This window comes from Microbacterium arborescens, assembly GCF_030369635.1.
Taxonomy (GTDB): domain Bacteria; phylum Actinomycetota; class Actinomycetes; order Actinomycetales; family Microbacteriaceae; genus Microbacterium.
The window spans coordinates 1,500,972-1,516,005 of record NZ_CP128474.1 but is presented as its reverse complement, the minus strand read 5'-3'; the positions used below and the strand labels follow the sequence as shown (position 1 = coordinate 1,516,005).

Below are 15,034 nucleotides of genomic sequence, written 5' to 3'. Positions count from 1 at the left end.
CATCAGCTCCCCGCCCCGAGGGTCGCGAACGGCCACGGCACGAGGAGCAACGCCCCCGCGACGAGCCAGACGAACCTCACCCACGCGCGCGAGCTGCGTGTGAGCGCATATGTCGCGACGAACCAGATCGCGGGCGCGGCGACCGCGAGCACGAGCACGGGAACCGAGACCGCGGCCTCGATCCCGAGCAGACCGCTCAGGTTGTGGACGCGCATCCCTCCCACGAACCATCCGATCGAGTACAGGAGGTAAACGCCGCCGAGCACCCCGAGCGCGATCAGGGCCGTGTTGCTCAGTCCCGCGGCGGAACCGTCCGCGCCGGCATCGGCCGCTTCGTCGGCGGCGACTTCGACCGGCTCATCCCTCGGCCGTTGCGACGGCGCGGGTGCGGGCTCCGTGGCAGGAGCCGAGACGAGAGTCGGGTCGTCGTCTCCGGCCCAGCTCAGGGCATCGTCATCGCGGCTCGTCACATGTTCAGAGTAGCGCCCGGCAGCCGGCAGCCGATCTGCGCGAACAAGCCGGGCGCGTCAACGACCGATCTGCCGGCCCCCGCGGAGCACGAAGACGGCGACGGCGGCACAGGCCAAGATCAAAGCCCCACCCCAAGGCGCCCACACCGCCGGCTTCGCGAGCTCTGTGCCCGAGCCATCGTGCAACGATCCGACGCGCACCGCGTCGGTGCGACCCGTCGGGTCCTGCGCGGGAACGGACGCGCCGAGTTCGGCGGATCCACCCACGTCGGGGCTCCCGTCCAGATCGACGGCGTCACTCGGCGCCGGTGTCGGCGAGGCGACCCCGGGGTTGCGGTAGGCGTATCCCAGCAACGCCCCGAGCCGCACGGCCGTGGGCACACGACCATCGGGTTCTGCGTCGATCCGCGGCGGCACGGGCGCGGGCGCCGGCTCGGTCGGAGCGGCCGGCGACGGCTCGACCGGCGGCTCGGTGGGTGCCGGGCTGGTCGGCGTCGGCGTCGGCGTCGGCGTCGGCACGCCGTCTGTCGGCGACGGCGAGTCCGTCGGCACGGGCGACGGCGTCACCGTCTCGCCCGGTGCCGGGGCCATGTCGTCCTCGTCGGAGAAGGTGTCGTCCGGAATCTCCGGTGCGACCGGAGCATCCGAATGCGGAACGGGGTCGACGGCCTCCGTCGTGACGGACCAGGCCGCCGGTGCGGTGATCGCCCCCGCGACCACAGAAGCTGCGACGCACACCGCCCCCAGGCGCGCGCGAGCGAACTGCTTCTTCGGGACGGGCATGCCTCCATCGTAAAAGGTCTCGGTGGTATCGGCGCACGCCGAAAGCCCGGCCCCTGATGGGGACCGGGCTTCCGTGGCACGAGGCCGGGCTCGACGGGGTGCCGCCGAGGGTCGCGGAGCGGGCGGTGCCGCTCGTCACGGGTCAGCGCGCGGCGCTGCCCTCGATGTAGTCGCTGTCCTGCTGCTTCCAAGCGAAGAGACCGCGCAGCTCCTTGCCGGTCGCCTCGATCGGGTGACCCTGCTCCTTCTCGCGAAGGCCGAGGAACTCGGTGGCGCCGTTGTCCTGGTCGGCGATGAAGCGCTGTGCGAACGCACCCGACTGGATGTCGGCGAGCACGGCCTTCATGTTCTCCTTGACCTCGGGCGAGATCACGCGGGGGCCGGAGACGTAGTCGCCGTACTCAGCGGTGTCGGAGATCGACCAGCGCTGCTTGGCGATGCCGCCCTCCCACATGAGGTCGACGATCAGCTTGAGCTCGTGGAGCACCTCGAAGTAGGCGATCTGCGGCTGGTAGCCGGCCTCGATCAGCGTCTCGAAGCCGTACTGCACGAGGTGGCTCATGCCACCGCAGAGAACCGCCTGCTCGCCGAAGAGGTCGGTCTCGGTCTCCTCGGTGAAGGTGGTCTTGATGACGCCCGCGCGGGTGCCGCCGATCGCCTTCGCGTACGACAGCGCGGTGTCCCAGGCCGAACCCGACGCGTCGCGCTCGACGGCGATGATGTCGGGGATGCCGCGACCCGCGACGAACTCGCGGCGCACCGTGTGACCCGGAGCCTTCGGGGCGACGAGGATGACGTCGACGCCCTCGGGAGCGTCGATGTAGCCGAAGCGGATGTTGAAGCCGTGGGCGAACGCGAGCGTCTTGCCCGCCGTGAGCTTGTCCTTGATCGAGTCGGCGTAGATCGAGCGCTGGTGCTGGTCCGGCGCGAGGATCATGATGAGGTCGGCCCACTCCGCGGCATCCGCGACGTTCTTGACCTCGAAGCCCTCGTCCTGCGCCTTCGCGGCCGACTTCGAGCCGTCCTTGAGCGCGATGACGACCTCGACGCCGGAGTCGCGGAGGTTCTGCGCGTGAGCGTGGCCCTGCGAGCCGTAGCCGACGATCGCCACCTTCTTGCCCTGGATGATCGACAGGTCGGCGTGGTCGTCGTAGAAGATCTCGGCCATGTTCGTGTGTTTCTCCTTGATTCGTGGTTCGGAAGGTCAGCCGCGCAGAACGCGCTCGGTGATGCTCTTACCGCCGCGCCCGATGGCGAGCAGACCCGACTGTGCGAGTTCCTTGATACCGAAGGGCTCGAAAGCGCGGAGGATCGCGTCGATCTTGCCGCGGTCTCCGGTCACCTCGACCACCAGGGCGTCGGGGGCGTAATCGACGATCGCCGCGCGGAACAGGTTCGCGACCTCGATGACATTCGAGCGGGTCTGGTTGTCAGCACGCACCTTGATGAGGATGTGTTCGCGCTGCACCGACGACGAGAAGTCGAGCTCGACGATCTTGATGACGTTGACGAGCTTGTTCAGCTGCTTCGTCACCTGCTCGAGCGGCAGTTCCTCGACGTCGACGACGACGGTGATGCGCGAGAGGCCCGGCACCTCCGTCACACCGACGGCGAGCGACTCGATGTTGAAGCCGCGTCGGGCGAACAGCCCGGCGACACGGGTCAGCAGACCCGGCTTGTCCTCCACCAGGAGGCTCAGCACGTGGCGCGACATCTCAGGCCTCCTCGTCGAATGCGGGCGCGTGCTCGCGGGCGTACTGGATGTAGCTGTTGCTGACCCCCTGCGGGACCATCGGCCACACCATGGCGTCGGCGCTCACGACGAAGTCGATCACGACGGGGCGATCGTTCGTCTCGAGCGCCAGCTTGATCGCGTCATCGATCTGGTCTTCGGTCTCGACCCGGATGGCGAGGCAACCGTACGCCTCGCCGAGCTTGACGAAGTCGGGGATGCGCGCCGTCCCGTGCCCGGTGTTCAGGTCGGTGTTCGAGTGGCGGCCGTCGAAGAACAGCGTCTGCCACTGGCGCACCATGCCGAGCGACGAGTTGTTGATGATCGCGACCTTGATCGGGATCTGGTTGATGACGCAGGTCGCCAGCTCCTGATTGGTCATCTGGAAGCACCCGTCGCCGTCGATCGCCCAGACCACACGGTCGGGCTGGGCCACCTTCGCGCCCATGGCCGCCGGGACCGCGTAGCCCATGGTGCCGGCGCCGCCGGAGTTGAGCCACGAGTTGGGACGCTCGTACTTGATGAACTGCGCGGCCCACATCTGGTGCTGGCCCACCCCCGATGCGTACACGCCCTCGGGTCCGGTGAGCTCGCCGATCCGCTGGATCACGTGCTGCGGAGACAGCAGGCCGTCGGTCGTCGGCGCGTAGCCGAGCGGGAACTCCTCGCGGAGGCCGTCGAGGTAGGCCCACCACTCGGTCGTGTCGGGCTTTCCGTCGCCGATCACGCCGCGGAACGCCGATTCGAGGTCGACGAGCACGTCGCGCACGTCTCCCACGATGGGCACGTCTGCGAAGCGGATCTTCGAGATCTCGGCGGGATCGATGTCGACGTGCACGACCTTCGCGTTCGGGGCGAAGAGCGATGCCTTGCCGGTCACCCGGTCGTCGAAGCGGGCACCGAGGGCGACGATCAGATCGGACTCCTGCAGTGCGAGCACGGCCGGGACCGTGCCGTGCATGCCGGGCATTCCCAGATGCTGCGGGTGGGAGTCGGGGAAAGCGCCGCGGGCCATGAGCGTCGTGACGACAGGCGCGCCGGTCGCCTCGGCGAGGGTCAGCAGCTCGTCGGAGGCGCGGCCCCGGATCACGCCGCCGCCGACGTAGAGGACCGGCTTCTGCGACTCGGCGAGAAGCTGGGCGGCCGCCTGGATCTGCTTGCCGTGCGCCTTCGTCACCGGGCGGTAGCCCGGCAGATCGACCTTCGGCGGCCAGACGAACGGCGCGGTGTTCTGTTGAGCGTCCTTCGTGATGTCGACGAGGACGGGGCCGGGCCGGCCGGTGCCGGCGATCTCGAACGCCGCCGCGATCGCACCGGGGATCTCCTCGGCGGTCTTCACCAGGAAGGAGTGCTTCGTGATCGGCATCGTGATGCCGACGATGTCGGCCTCTTGGAAGGCATCCGTTCCCATGAGGGTCGAGAACACCTGGCCCGTGATGCAGACAAGTGGCACGGAGTCCATGTAGGCGTCGGCGATCGCGGTCACGAGGTTCGTCGCGCCGGGACCCGAGGTCGCGATGGCGACCCCGACCCGACCCGACGCCGAGGCGTAGCCTTCGGCCGCGTGCCCTGCGCCCTGCTCGTGACGAACGAGGATGTGGCGTACGGCCTCGTCGTCCATGAGTGGATCGTAGACGGGCATGATCGCGCCGCCCGGCAGCCCGAAGACCTCGGTGACACCGAGATTGTCGAGCGAGCGGACGACGGCCTCCGCTCCCGTCATCACGGGAGCTGAGGGGGTGCGGGACGGCGGCCGGGGAATGGCCGCGGAGATGTCGGTGGACATGGTGATGAACCTCGCTGAAGAAGAGGAGACGATGTCGGAGCCGAAGTCAGCCGGTGGTCGCGCCCTCCGCGGCGGAGCGCACGAGCTTGGAGTACTTGGCCAGAACGCCACGGGTATAGCGCGGGGGAAGAGGAGCCCAGCCGTCACGGCGGGCGTTCAGCTCAGCCTCGTCGACGAGTAGGTCGAGGGAGCGAGCCGCGATATCGACCCGTATCAGATCACCATCGCGCACGAATGCGATGGGACCTGCGTCCACCGCTTCGGGTGCTATGTGGCCGATGCACAGGCCGGTTGTGCCGCCTGAGAATCGTCCGTCCGTCAAGAGTAGTACATCTTTCCCGAGCCCGGCGCCCTTGATGGCCGCCGTGATGGCGAGCATCTCTCGCATACCCGGTCCGCCCTTCGGGCCCTCGTAGCGGATGACGATGACCGAGCCCGGCTCGATCTCGCCGTTCGCGACGGCATCCATCGCCGCGCGCTCGCGCTCGAAGACGCGTGCGGGGCCCTCGAACACCGTGGCGTCGAAGCCGGCGGTCTTCACGACCGCCCCCTCGGGGGCGAGCGACCCGTGCAGGATCGTGATGCCGCCGCTGGCGTGGATGGGGTTGTCGAACGTGTGGATGACCTTGCCGTCGATGGGCTCGGGGTCGAGGTCGCGGAGGTTCTCGGCGAGGGTCTTGCCCGTCACCGTGAGCGCGTCACCGTGCAGCAGTCCCTCGTCGAGCATCGCCTTCATCACGACGGGGATGCCACCGTGACGGTCGACGTCGTTCATGACGTACTGGCCGAACGGCTTCATGTCCGCCACGTGCGGAGTCTTGTCACCGATCCGGTTGAAGTCGTGCAGGCTGAGGTCGACCTCTGCCTCGCGGGCGATGGCGAGCAGATGGAGGACGGCGTTCGTCGAGCCTCCGAGAGCCATGACGAGGGCGATCGCGTTCTCGAACGCCTCCTTCGTCAGGATGTCCTTCGTCGTGATCCCCTGGCGCAGGAGGTTGACCACAGCCTCACCCGAGCGGTGCGCGTAGTAGTCGCGGCGGCGGTCGGCCGACGGCGGGGCGGCGGAGCCCGGCAGGCTGAGGCCGAGGGCCTCGCCGACAGAGGCCATGGTGTTGGCCGTGTACATGCCGCCGCAGGCTCCCTCGCCGGGCACGATCGCACACTCGATGCGCTTGAGGTCGGCCTCGCTCATCTTGCCGGCGCGGCACGCACCGACGCCCTCGAACGAGTCGATGATCGTGACGTCCTTCTCGGTGCCGTCGCTGAGCTTCACCCAGCCCGGCATCGTCGACCCCGCGTACAGGAAGACACTCGAGAGCCCGAGGCGGGCACTCGCCATCATCATGCCGGGGATGGACTTGTCGCAGCCTGCCAGCAGGACGGTACCGTCGAGCCGCTCGGCCATGATGACGGCCTCGACGGAGTCGGCGATGACCTCGCGCGAGACCAGCGAGAAGTGCATGCCCTCATGGCCCATCGAGATGCCGTCCGAGACGGAGATGGTGCCGAACTGCAGCGGGTAACCGCCGCCGGAGTGGACGCCCTCCTTGGCCCCCTGGGCGAGCCGGTCGAGGCTCAGGTTGCACGGGGTGATCTCGTTCCAGCTCGAGGCGATGCCGATCTGGGGCTTGTCCCAGTCCTCATCCCCCATGCCGACGGCACGGAGCATCCCTCGGGAGGTCGTGGCTTCGATGCCGTCGGTGACGGCACGACTGCGGGGCTTGATGTCGATGGTCTCGGAGCTGTCGGGCATTCTCGAATTCTATGCCCGAGCGCCGGAGCTCATTCCCCCGCGCGAGACTCGGCGAGCCGGCCGAGCAGCACCGCGAGCGCGGCCGCATCCGCCACCCGGTATTCGGCGACCGTCTCTCCCCCGCCGACCCGGATGCCCACGTCGCCGGCCTCGAGCGACCGCAAGGCGTCTTCGTCGGTCACGTCGTCGCCCGCGAAGACGACCACGTCGGCGCCGACGCGCTCGCGGAGGCTCCGCACCGCGGAGTCCTTGCCCTCGTGTCGCGACGCGAACTCGAGGATGTCCTGCCCGGTGCGACGACGCCACGTCGGGGCCTCGACACGGACGAGCTCATCGATCCGGGCTGCTGCTTCGGCGGCGGCCGCGGGTTCGGCGAGACGCGTGTGAAGGCCGAATCCGAACCGCTTGTGTTCGATCCATGCCCCCTCGACCCCCTCGATGATCGCTTCCGCCCGCGCGGTCAGCGCATCGCGGAGCTCGGCATCATCGTCGGAATCCTGTTCCGAACCGGCATCCGGATGCCAGAACTCCGCGCCGTGCGAGCCGGCGAGGTGGATTCGCGAGTCGGGATCGCGCTCCGATATCTCCGCGAGATGTTCGAGCGTCCGACCGGACACGAGCGCGACCGTCGTGGCCGGAGCGTGCGAGAGACGTGCGAGGGCATCGCGTGCGGCGGGGAGCATGCGCGCCGACATGGGCTCGTCGACCAGGGGCGCGAGAGTGCCGTCGAAGTCGAGGGCGACGAGCAGGTGGCGTGCTTTCGCGGCGCGATCCACCGCAGCCTCGAGTCCCGCACGGGAGGTGAACGTCGGAGCGGTCATGCGTTGTGCTCGGCTTCCGTCATGGCCGTCGAGACGGAACGGGCGGAAGCCGCCGAATGCGCGGGGCTGCTCGATCGACCGGCAGCGGCCAAAGCGTCGAGGAACGAGCGCGACCAATCGTCGACATTGTGCTCGCGCACGCGCTTGCGCAGCGCGCGCATGCGCCGCCCCTGCTCGGCTGCGGGCATCTCGATCGCCCGTACGATGGCGTCCTTCATACCGTCGATGTCGTGCGGGTTGATGCGCACGGCGCTCGCGAGCTCGTCGGCAGCGCCGGCGAATTCGCTCAGTACGAGCACCCCGCGATTGTCGATGCGGCTGGCGACGTACTCCTTCGCCACCAGGTTCATGCCGTCGCGAAGAGCGGTGACGAGCATGACGTCGGCCGCGAGGAACAGGGCCACCATCTCCTCGCGCGGGAATGCCTGATGCATGTATCGGATCGCGCTGTGACCCCACGTGTCGTGATCGCCGTTGATGCGGGCGACCGTGAGCTCGATCTCGTCACGCAACTGCACGTATGACTCGACGCGCTCGCGGCTGGGGCTCGCCACCTGCACGAGGGTCGCGTCCTCGACCGAGACCCGGCCGTCTTCGATGAGCTCACCGAAGGCCTTCAGCCGGTGACGGATGCCCTTGGTGTAGTCGAGACGGTCCACGCCGAGCAGCACGGTCTTCGGGTTGCCGAGGTCTTCGCGGATCTCCGCGGCCCGGGCCTGGATGTCGGGGCGCTGCGCGAGCTCGATGTAATCGTCGGTCGAGATCGAGATCGGGAACGCCTTCGCGAGTGCGGTGCGGTGCCCGCCGCCGTCAGCCGGAACGCGGATGCCGCTCGCCTTCGTCTCGTAGCGCAGCTGTCGCCTCACCGCGCGTGCGAAGTTGCCCGCGTCCGCCACACGCTGGAAGCCGATGACGTCGGCGCCCAGAAGCCCCTCCAGCACCTGCTTACGCCAGGGAAGCTGCGAGTAGAGACCGTAGGCCGGGAACGGGATGTGATGGAAGTAGCCGATCGTGAGATCGGGCCGCATGTCGCGCAGCATCTTGGGCACGAGCTGCAGCTGATAGTCCTGCACCCACACGGTGCCGCCGTCCGCGGCAGCCGCCGCCGCGGCTTCGGCGAAGCGCCGGTTCACGCGCTGGTATGCCTCCCACCAGTTACGGCGGTATCGGGGGGCGGCGATGACGTCGTGGTAGAGCGGCCAGATGGTGTCGTTGGAGAAACCCTCGTAGTAGTCCTCGACGTCCGCGGCGCTGAGTGCGACGGGAACGAGCTGCATGCCGTCGAAGTCGAACGGGTCGAACTCGAGATCGGGCTTCCCGGGCCAACCGACCCAAGCGCCTTCGGTACGCCGCATGACGGGCTCGAGAGCCGTGACGAGCCCTCCGGGCGAACGGCGCCATTCCCCGTCTCCACCACCGTCCGTGTTCCGGTCAACCGGAAGCCGGTTGGCGACGACGACGAAATCAGCGGTGCTCATGCATGCCTCCAGGCTGCGATCGGCGATGGCTCCAGCCTACCTGCGCACCCGGCGCCCCTTGGGGGAAGCTACGTTTGTGGTATGCGCAAGTACCTCTTCGGCACCGGCCTCTTCTCCGCGATCACCGGCGGCGTGACGCTGCTCCGCTCGGCCCGAAGCGACGAGCCCTTCACGTGGCGCACCGCTCTCGCGTGGCTGAGCTGGGGTATCACGCTGGCGCTCGCGATCGGCGCCGTGGTCGACAGCTACCGTGGGGCGCGCGGACGCCTCATCGCGGATGACTCCAAGGTCGACCGCGACGAGCTGTTCACCGAGCGGGTCAAGCGCAACCGCCGCTGACCCGCCCAGGCGGGCTGGCTCGCGGGTATCAGCGCGTGAGGATCAGCGCCTCGCCCTGTCCACCACCACCGCAGAGCCCCGCCACGGCCGTGCCCGCTCCGCGACGCACGAGTTCGTGCGCCAGGTGCACGACGAGACGTGCGCCCGACGCACCGATGGGGTGCCCGAGCGCGATCCCGCCTCCGTCGACGTTGACGATGTCGGATGAGACACCGAGGCGACGCTCCGAGGCGGCGACGACCGAGCCGAAGGCCTCGTTGATCTCGATGAGATCCACGTCGGATACCGCGATGCCGTCCTTGGCCAGTGCGCGTTCGATCGCGGCGGCGGGCTGCTCGTGCAGTGAGTTGTCGGGCCCGGCGACCTGACCATTGGCGCCGAGCGCGGCCATCACCGTCCATCCCTCGCGCTCCGCCCGGTCTCGGGTGGTCAGAATGACCACTGCGGCACCGTCGGAGATCTGCGACGCATTGCCGGCGGTAATCGAGCCGCCCTTCGCGAAAGCGGGACGCAGGCCCGCGAGAGTCTCGAGCGTGGTGTCGGGACGGATGCCTTCGTCGGCATCGACGATGACCGGCTCCCCACGTCGCTGCGGCACCGTCACGGCCGCCATCTCTGCGCTGAAGCGGCCCTCGGCCCGTGCCGCAGCGGCGCGCTCATGCGAGCGTGCGGCCACGGCATCCTGATCTCCTCGTGACACGGCGAAACGCGGGTTGAGGCGCTCGGTCGACGCCCCCATGCTCTCGCGATCGTACGCATCGGTGAGGCCGTCGAAGGCAGCGTGGTCGAGCACCTCGATCGAGCCGTACGACCAACCGGAGCGGGATCCGGGCAGAAGGTGGGGTGCCCGGCTCATAGATTCCATGCCTCCGGCGACGACCACCTCAGCATCTCCGAGGGCGATCATGCGCGACGCGTCGATGATCGCCGTGAGCCCGGAGAGACAGACTTTGTTGACGCTGGATGCGGGGACGTCCCAACCGATGCCGCCGGACAGCGCCGCCTGCCGTGCGGGATTCTGTCCATTGCCCGCCGGGAGGACCTGCCCCATGATGACGGCGTCCACCGACGCGGCCTCGACGCCCGATGCGGAGAGAGCACCGGCAATGGCGGCGCCACCGAGCTCGGGGGCCGGCATCGACGACAGCGCGCCCTGCAGGCGGCCTTGCGGCGTGCGGGCAGCGGCGACGATGACGATCTCGGGCGTGGTCATGCACTCAGCCTACGAGCCCCAGACCGCCACCACTCCCGGCGGTCGAGCCGACGTAAACGGCACCTCTGCCGATGCCGATGCGACCATTCGCGTCGGCTCACGTTCGCACAACACACGAAGGCCCCGCGACTGGCGAGAGTTGCGGGGCCTTCGTGCTGGTGCACCCCCTGGGACTCGAACCCAGAACCCACTGATTAAGAGTCAGTTGCTCTGCCGATTGAGCTAGAGGTGCAGGCTGTTCGCAGTGAAGCGAACCGAGGAGAAACGTTACCCCACTTCACGTCACGACGCCAATCGGGGCCCCCGGCGCGTCGTATCCTTGAGCCGTGACCCCCACCACACCGGATCCGACAGCGGCTTCCGCAGACGCCCTGGCCGACGACCTGGCATTCGCACTCCGGCTTGCGGATGCGGCCGACGCCGTCAGTATGGCCCGATTCGACGCGGCCGACCTCGACGTGCAACTGAAGGCGGACGCGTCGCACGTCACCGAGGCCGATCTCGCCACCGAGCGCGCCATCCGCGACCTGTTGAGCGCGGAGCGGCCTGCCGACGGCGTGCTGGGCGAGGAATACGGCGCCACCGGCGACGCCAGACGTCAGTGGATCATCGACCCCATCGACGGCACGGCGAACTACCTCAAGGGCATCCCCATGTGGGCGACGCTCATCGCTCTGGCCGTCGACGGCGTGCCCGAGGTGGGTGTCGTGAGTCAGCCGGCCATCGGGCGCCGGTGGTGGGCTGCCGCCGGCCGCGGCGCCTGGACGAACGTTCCCGGCGAGACCGCCCCCCGACGCATATCGGTGTCATCGATCGATGATCTCGCGCACTCGAGCATCAGCTTCCAGAGCCTCCACCAGTGGGACGAGGTCGGCCGTGGTGAACAGCTCCTCGCCCTCTCGCGGCGCGTCTGGCGCGATCGTGGCTACGGCGACGCGTGGCCGTACATGCTCCTCGCGGAGGGGCGGTTGGAGTTCGTGGCCGAGTTCGGGGTGAAGGAGTACGACATCGCCGCACATGTCCCGATCGTGACCGAGGCAGGCGGACGCTTCACCGACATCGACGGCGCCCCATCGGTGTCGACGCGCTCGTCGCTCGCGACCAACGGCATCCTGCACGACACCTTCCTCGAACTGCTCTCTCGCAACGGGGGCGACGCATGACCCGCCGCCGGCGCGCACCCCTCGTCATTGCGACCGGCTCGGCCGTGGCTCTGATGCTGTTGAGCGGCTGCTCCGCGCTCGAGCCCCAAGAGACCGCTCCCCCCGAAGCCGTCCCCTCCTCGCCCGTAGCGACGCCCGAGGCCACCGCTTCGGAGCCGGCTCTGCCCGACCCGACGTGCGAGAACATCATCCGCGAAGCGAGCCTCGACGAACTGCAATCGCAGGGCTGGGAGTACGAGCAAGGGCCGTTCATGATCGGTGAGACGGAGATCGATGCAGGCGTGTCCTGCACCTGGACGAACGCGGCCGAACCCGGCGGCAACATCCTCCAGTTCGGCTGGGCGCCGCTCACCGCCGCCGAGACCACCGAGGCCCAGCGCACCCTCGAATCGCAAGGGTGGATCCGCGAAGAGGGCGATGACGGGGTCTACCTGACCGAAGACCCGTCTTTCGCGCTCAACATCGACGGCGACGGCTACGGCGTCACCTATTTCTTCGGCGAGGGCTATGCCCAGGTCGCCGACGTGAAGCAGGGCCTCGTCGTCATCGAGCGACGTTGATGAACGACGTCGAAGCCGTCGGCGTCGCTGACGATCTGGCCGGCCGCATCCGCGACGCCGAGCGCGACCTGCTCACGAGTGCCGTACGACAGGACGCCCGACGCCTTCGCGAGCTCATCCACCCGGATTTCACCGAGATCGGCCGGTCGGGTCGCCTGTGGACGCGGTCTGACCTCCTCGTCGAGCTCATGGAGGAAGCCACACGCGACACTCCGCACACGGATGAATGGGTCATCCAGCGGCTTGACGTCGACACGGTGCTCGTCACCTATCGCCTCGTCGCCGGCACGCGCGTCAGCCGCCACTCGTCGGTCTGGGCGACATCGGGCGACGCCCTCGCCTTGCGATTCCACCAGGGGACGGAACAGTCGCCCGCAGACGCGCGCCCATAGGGTCTGCGGAACGCGAGGTCAAGCACGTGCGTCTGAGCTCGCGTCGCGCGACAATGAGGACATGCCTGCACTTGCGATCATCCTTATCATCATCGGCATCGCGTTGCTGTTCACCGGAATCTTCGTCGAAGCGGTGAAGTTCCTGCTGTTCGTCGGCATCGCGCTCATCATCATCGCGGTCATCGCCTGGCTGATGCGGTCCATCCGCAACAAGACCTGACCGCCCGAACCGGCGAAGGCCCCTGCCCCTCACTCGAGGGCGGGGGCCTTCGCCGTACCTTCCTCCGAGCGCCGCATCTTGCTGTGATCACGGCCATGGAGCGGACCACACGGCACCGGCACGCTGACGGGCATCGGCGTTGAGCGCGGCGGCCCTGCCGAGCGCTTGGGGACGTTCGAGGCAGAACCGCCGCTGGGCTGGGATGGCCGACGCGCCAAAGATAAAGGATGAGCGCGCCCCGCATAAGCCCCCTGTCGACGAGGCTGCCCCGGGTGGGACCGTAGCGGGTCGCTTCCGATGCGCGCGGCACGCATTTGGGGGCCGCGCTGCGCGCGCCGGGGCGACCCCACGCTCGCGAGCCCACCCACCTGCGACGCGGATCGCGGCGGCCCCAACAGCAATCCGATCGTCGAATCGCTCCGAACCGACCCGCGTGCACCGGGTGCATTTGGGGGGCACGCGGTGCGCGAGCCCCGCCTGATTCGGGTCAGGACGGGGCGACCTCCACCCGAGAGACCAAAGCCCCCGATCCCACTACTTCCAGGGGATCGGGGGCTATGCAGCGTGACAGCGGCAGTGGTGGAGATGGGGGGAATCGAACCCCCGTCCATCGCTGAGATACGGCGTCTTCTCCGGGCGCAGTCTGTAGAGGCGTTCTGCTCGGCCCCGACTTTCAGTACAGACACATAAGTCGACAGGCCCAGTCCGGGAAGAGTCCCGCGTGACGTCCGGACGCCGTCACGCAGCAAGATCCCTAGATGACGCCAGGGTCCGTGGCGGGATCACACACGGTCTGACGGACTATCGGGCTCGCTTATGCAGCGAGGGCGAAGTCAGTGCGCTTGGATTCGGCACTTATTGGTTTGCAGAGATCGTTAACGAGATAACCCTGCATCCTCGGCCCGCTTCTCGCCGACACACAGGCGATGTCGAAACCGATCATCCCCATGAGCCTTCGAACGAAGGGCCGCTGTCACACTGTGGAGTTACCAACCCGGATGCCGCAGCACCCGAGCACTACAGACTACAACCGATCGCCACTCGGCGCCATTCCCGCGCACCCGGCCTAGAGTCGGACCATGGCAGACATCCTCATCTCCGTCCGCGGCGAGGCCGAACGACGTGTCCAGCCCGAGGTCGCCGTGGTCCACGCCGCCGCGACCGCCGACGGCGCCGAGAGGAGCGCCGTGGCGTCGCGGGTGGCCGCCACGATAGCGCCGTTGCGCACACGACTCGAGGAACTCGCCCGAGCGGGAGTCGTCTCGACCTGGTCGAGCGGATCCGTCGCGACGTGGTCCGACCGGCCCTGGAATGCCGAGGGGAACCAGCTCGCGCCTGTCCACCACGCGACGATAGAGCTGGTCGCCGCCTTCGACGACATCCGCGCACTGGACGAATGGGTGTCGCTCCTCGCGGACGACGACGGCATGCGCGTGTCGAACGTCGAATGGCAGCTCTCCCCCGCGACGCTATCGAGCATCGAGGGCGAGGTCGCGACCTCAGCGGTCGGCGTCGCCGTTGCCCGCGCGACCGCGTACGCGACGGCGCTCGGCCACGCGACGGTCGAGCCCGTCGAGATCGCAGATGTCGGACTGCTCAGCGGTGGCGACGCGCCGCCCGCGGCGCCGATGTTCGCGCGCGCGGCCACGATGTCCGCCGACGCATCATCCGGAGGAGTGGAACTCCGTCCCAGCGAGATCGTCGTGACAGCCGCGGTGGAGGCCCGCTTCCGCGCGCGCTGACGCGGAGCGCATCACAGGATTCGCCTGGCGAATGCGCCCGCCGCTACTCGCCGAGACGGTTGCGGGTGCGCATCGCGCGTTCAGCCTCGCGCTTGTCCTCGCGCTCGCGGATGGTCTGACGCTTCTCGAACTCGCGCTTACCCTTCGCGACCGCGATCTCGACCTTCGCCCGACCGTCCGAGAAGTACAGCCGCAGAGGCACGAGGGTGTAGCCGCCGGCACTGACCGCGTGCGACAGCTTGATGATCTCCTCTTTGTGCAGCAGCAGTTTGCGCGTGCGCTTGGTGGCGTGATTCGTCCAGTGCCCCTGGGAGTACTCGGGAATGTGAACCGCATCGAGGTACGCCTGGCCGTTATCGATGTAGGCGTAGCCGTCGGTGAGATTGGCACGCCCCTGGCGCAGCGACTTCACCTCGGTGCCGGTCAGCACGAGACCGGCCTCATACGTCTTCTCGATGGCGTAGTCGTGTCGGGCGCGCTTGTTGCTCGCCACGAGCTTCTCGCCCTGTTCCTTCGGCATGACGCGCCTCCTTCCTGATGCACTGGCGCAGCCCTACAGTCTAGGGGCACACCCGCGGCATG

General features: G+C 68.4%; 16 protein-coding genes, 1 tRNA gene and 1 other RNA gene. 6 read left to right on the top strand and 12 right to left on the bottom strand.

Translation table 11 applies throughout. The features are described 5' to 3' along the window. Nucleotides 1-2: 2 nt before the first annotated feature. The 8 genes from QUC20_RS07195 to QUC20_RS07160 form a co-directional block, all read right to left on the bottom strand. Nucleotides 3-470 carry a hypothetical protein gene (locus tag QUC20_RS07195; RefSeq protein ID WP_120262761.1) on the bottom strand — a complete coding sequence of 156 codons (468 nt, stop codon included), beginning with the start codon at nucleotides 468-470 and terminating at the stop codon, nucleotides 3-5. A gap of 57 nt (nucleotides 471-527) precedes the next feature. Continuing rightward, nucleotides 528-1,253: a hypothetical protein gene (locus QUC20_RS07190; protein WP_289331352.1), complete on the bottom strand. Its 726-nt coding sequence runs from the start codon at nucleotides 1,251-1,253 to the stop codon at nucleotides 528-530. A 142-nt stretch (nucleotides 1,254-1,395) separates the two neighbouring features. Then, nucleotides 1,396-2,421 (bottom strand): ketol-acid reductoisomerase, encoded by a 1,026-nt coding sequence (gene ilvC / locus QUC20_RS07185; protein WP_023951072.1) that lies wholly within the window; start codon nucleotides 2,419-2,421, stop codon nucleotides 1,396-1,398. A gap of 36 nt (nucleotides 2,422-2,457) precedes the next feature. Beyond that, nucleotides 2,458-2,967, bottom strand: coding sequence for an acetolactate synthase small subunit (ilvN, locus tag QUC20_RS07180; RefSeq protein WP_071918201.1), 510 nt, complete (start codon nucleotides 2,965-2,967; stop codon nucleotides 2,458-2,460). 1 nt (nucleotide 2,968) lies between these two features. Continuing rightward, nucleotides 2,969-4,771: an acetolactate synthase large subunit gene (locus QUC20_RS07175; protein WP_120262763.1), complete on the bottom strand. Its 1,803-nt coding sequence runs from the start codon at nucleotides 4,769-4,771 to the stop codon at nucleotides 2,969-2,971. Between the two features lie 46 nt (nucleotides 4,772-4,817). Continuing rightward, nucleotides 4,818-6,524, bottom strand: a complete 1,707-nt coding sequence (gene ilvD, locus QUC20_RS07170) for a dihydroxy-acid dehydratase (protein WP_120262764.1) — start codon at nucleotides 6,522-6,524, stop codon at nucleotides 4,818-4,820. 29 nt (nucleotides 6,525-6,553) lie between these two features. Next, nucleotides 6,554-7,345: a trehalose-phosphatase gene (otsB, locus tag QUC20_RS07165; protein WP_289331351.1), complete on the bottom strand. Its 792-nt coding sequence runs from the start codon at nucleotides 7,343-7,345 to the stop codon at nucleotides 6,554-6,556. Next, a complete protein-coding gene (locus tag QUC20_RS07160) occupies nucleotides 7,342-8,823 on the bottom strand; it encodes an alpha,alpha-trehalose-phosphate synthase (UDP-forming) (protein WP_120262766.1) in 1,482 nt (493 codons plus the stop codon). Before QUC20_RS07160 ends, otsB begins: the two co-directional genes overlap by 4 nt. Before the next feature lie 81 nt (nucleotides 8,824-8,904). On the opposite strand from QUC20_RS07160, the gene QUC20_RS07155 reads away from it, so the two are divergent. Continuing rightward, the gene (locus tag QUC20_RS07155; RefSeq protein WP_120262767.1) at nucleotides 8,905-9,162 is read left to right on the top strand and encodes a hypothetical protein; all 258 of its coding nucleotides are present in this window, start codon (nucleotides 8,905-8,907) and stop codon (nucleotides 9,160-9,162) included. Between the two features lie 28 nt (nucleotides 9,163-9,190). Here QUC20_RS07155 and QUC20_RS07150 read toward each other — a convergent pair whose 3' ends face one another. Further along, nucleotides 9,191-10,375: an acetyl-CoA C-acyltransferase gene (locus QUC20_RS07150; protein WP_289331350.1), complete on the bottom strand. Its 1,185-nt coding sequence runs from the start codon at nucleotides 10,373-10,375 to the stop codon at nucleotides 9,191-9,193. Between the two features lie 156 nt (nucleotides 10,376-10,531). Then, nucleotides 10,532-10,607 (bottom strand) — tRNA-Lys (locus QUC20_RS07145). Nucleotides 10,608-10,701: 94 nt separating this feature from the next. On the opposite strand from QUC20_RS07145, the gene QUC20_RS07140 reads away from it, so the two are divergent. From QUC20_RS07140 to QUC20_RS07125, 4 genes are all read left to right on the top strand, one after another. Further along, on the top strand, nucleotides 10,702-11,538 hold the full coding sequence (locus QUC20_RS07140) for an inositol monophosphatase family protein (protein WP_289331349.1): 837 nt from the start codon (nucleotides 10,702-10,704) through the stop codon (nucleotides 11,536-11,538). Further along, nucleotides 11,535-12,098 carry a hypothetical protein gene (locus QUC20_RS07135; RefSeq protein ID WP_289331348.1) on the top strand — a complete coding sequence of 188 codons (564 nt, stop codon included), beginning with the start codon at nucleotides 11,535-11,537 and terminating at the stop codon, nucleotides 12,096-12,098. The genes QUC20_RS07140 and QUC20_RS07135 overlap by 4 nt, the downstream gene beginning before the upstream one ends. Continuing rightward, the gene (locus QUC20_RS07130; RefSeq protein WP_120262771.1) at nucleotides 12,098-12,490 is read left to right on the top strand and encodes a nuclear transport factor 2 family protein; all 393 of its coding nucleotides are present in this window, start codon (nucleotides 12,098-12,100) and stop codon (nucleotides 12,488-12,490) included. Before QUC20_RS07135 ends, QUC20_RS07130 begins: the two co-directional genes overlap by 1 nt. A gap of 61 nt (nucleotides 12,491-12,551) precedes the next feature. Beyond that, nucleotides 12,552-12,710 carry a hypothetical protein gene (locus tag QUC20_RS07125; RefSeq protein ID WP_176786791.1) on the top strand — a complete coding sequence of 53 codons (159 nt, stop codon included), beginning with the start codon at nucleotides 12,552-12,554 and terminating at the stop codon, nucleotides 12,708-12,710. A 577-nt stretch (nucleotides 12,711-13,287) separates the two neighbouring features. Here the strand turns inward: QUC20_RS07125 and ssrA are convergent. Continuing rightward, nucleotides 13,288-13,657, bottom strand: a transfer-messenger RNA (tmRNA) gene (gene ssrA / locus QUC20_RS07120). A gap of 132 nt (nucleotides 13,658-13,789) precedes the next feature. Here ssrA and QUC20_RS07115 point away from each other — a divergent pair. Beyond that, nucleotides 13,790-14,452 (top strand): SIMPL domain-containing protein, encoded by a 663-nt coding sequence (locus QUC20_RS07115; RefSeq protein ID WP_120262772.1) that lies wholly within the window; start codon nucleotides 13,790-13,792, stop codon nucleotides 14,450-14,452. Between the two features lie 43 nt (nucleotides 14,453-14,495). On the opposite strand, the gene smpB is transcribed toward QUC20_RS07115, so the two are convergent. After that, nucleotides 14,496-14,972 carry an SsrA-binding protein SmpB gene (gene smpB / locus QUC20_RS07110; RefSeq protein WP_112614374.1) on the bottom strand — a complete coding sequence of 159 codons (477 nt, stop codon included), beginning with the start codon at nucleotides 14,970-14,972 and terminating at the stop codon, nucleotides 14,496-14,498. Nucleotides 14,973-15,034: the final 62 nt, after the last annotated feature.

Excerpts from the sequence above, each read along its gene's own strand:
- QUC20_RS07175 (WP_120262763.1), bottom strand. The coding sequence starts at position 4,771 with ATGTCCACCGACATCTCCGCGGCCATTCCCCGGCCGCCGTCCCGCACC.
- QUC20_RS07150 (WP_289331350.1), bottom strand. The coding sequence starts at position 10,375 with ATGACCACGCCCGAGATCGTCATCGTCGCCGCTGCCCGCACGCCGCAA.
- ilvN (WP_071918201.1), bottom strand. The coding sequence starts at position 2,967 with ATGTCGCGCCACGTGCTGAGCCTCCTGGTGGAGGACAAGCCGGGTCTG.
- ilvD (WP_120262764.1), bottom strand. The coding sequence starts at position 6,524 with ATGCCCGACAGCTCCGAGACCATCGACATCAAGCCCCGCAGTCGTGCC.
- QUC20_RS07190 (WP_289331352.1), bottom strand. The coding sequence starts at position 1,253 with ATGCCCGTCCCGAAGAAGCAGTTCGCTCGCGCGCGCCTGGGGGCGGTG.
- QUC20_RS07135 (WP_289331348.1), top strand. The coding sequence starts at position 11,535 with ATGACCCGCCGCCGGCGCGCACCCCTCGTCATTGCGACCGGCTCGGCC.
- otsB (WP_289331351.1), bottom strand. The coding sequence starts at position 7,345 with ATGACCGCTCCGACGTTCACCTCCCGTGCGGGACTCGAGGCTGCGGTG.
- QUC20_RS07160 (WP_120262766.1), bottom strand. The coding sequence starts at position 8,823 with ATGAGCACCGCTGATTTCGTCGTCGTCGCCAACCGGCTTCCGGTTGAC.
- QUC20_RS07130 (WP_120262771.1), top strand. The coding sequence starts at position 12,098 with ATGAACGACGTCGAAGCCGTCGGCGTCGCTGACGATCTGGCCGGCCGC.
- smpB (WP_112614374.1), bottom strand. The coding sequence starts at position 14,972 with ATGCCGAAGGAACAGGGCGAGAAGCTCGTGGCGAGCAACAAGCGCGCC.
- QUC20_RS07115 (WP_120262772.1), top strand. The coding sequence starts at position 13,790 with ATGGCAGACATCCTCATCTCCGTCCGCGGCGAGGCCGAACGACGTGTC.
- ilvC (WP_023951072.1), bottom strand. The coding sequence starts at position 2,421 with ATGGCCGAGATCTTCTACGACGACCACGCCGACCTGTCGATCATCCAG.
- QUC20_RS07125 (WP_176786791.1), top strand. The coding sequence starts at position 12,552 with ATGCCTGCACTTGCGATCATCCTTATCATCATCGGCATCGCGTTGCTG.
- QUC20_RS07155 (WP_120262767.1), top strand. The coding sequence starts at position 8,905 with ATGCGCAAGTACCTCTTCGGCACCGGCCTCTTCTCCGCGATCACCGGC.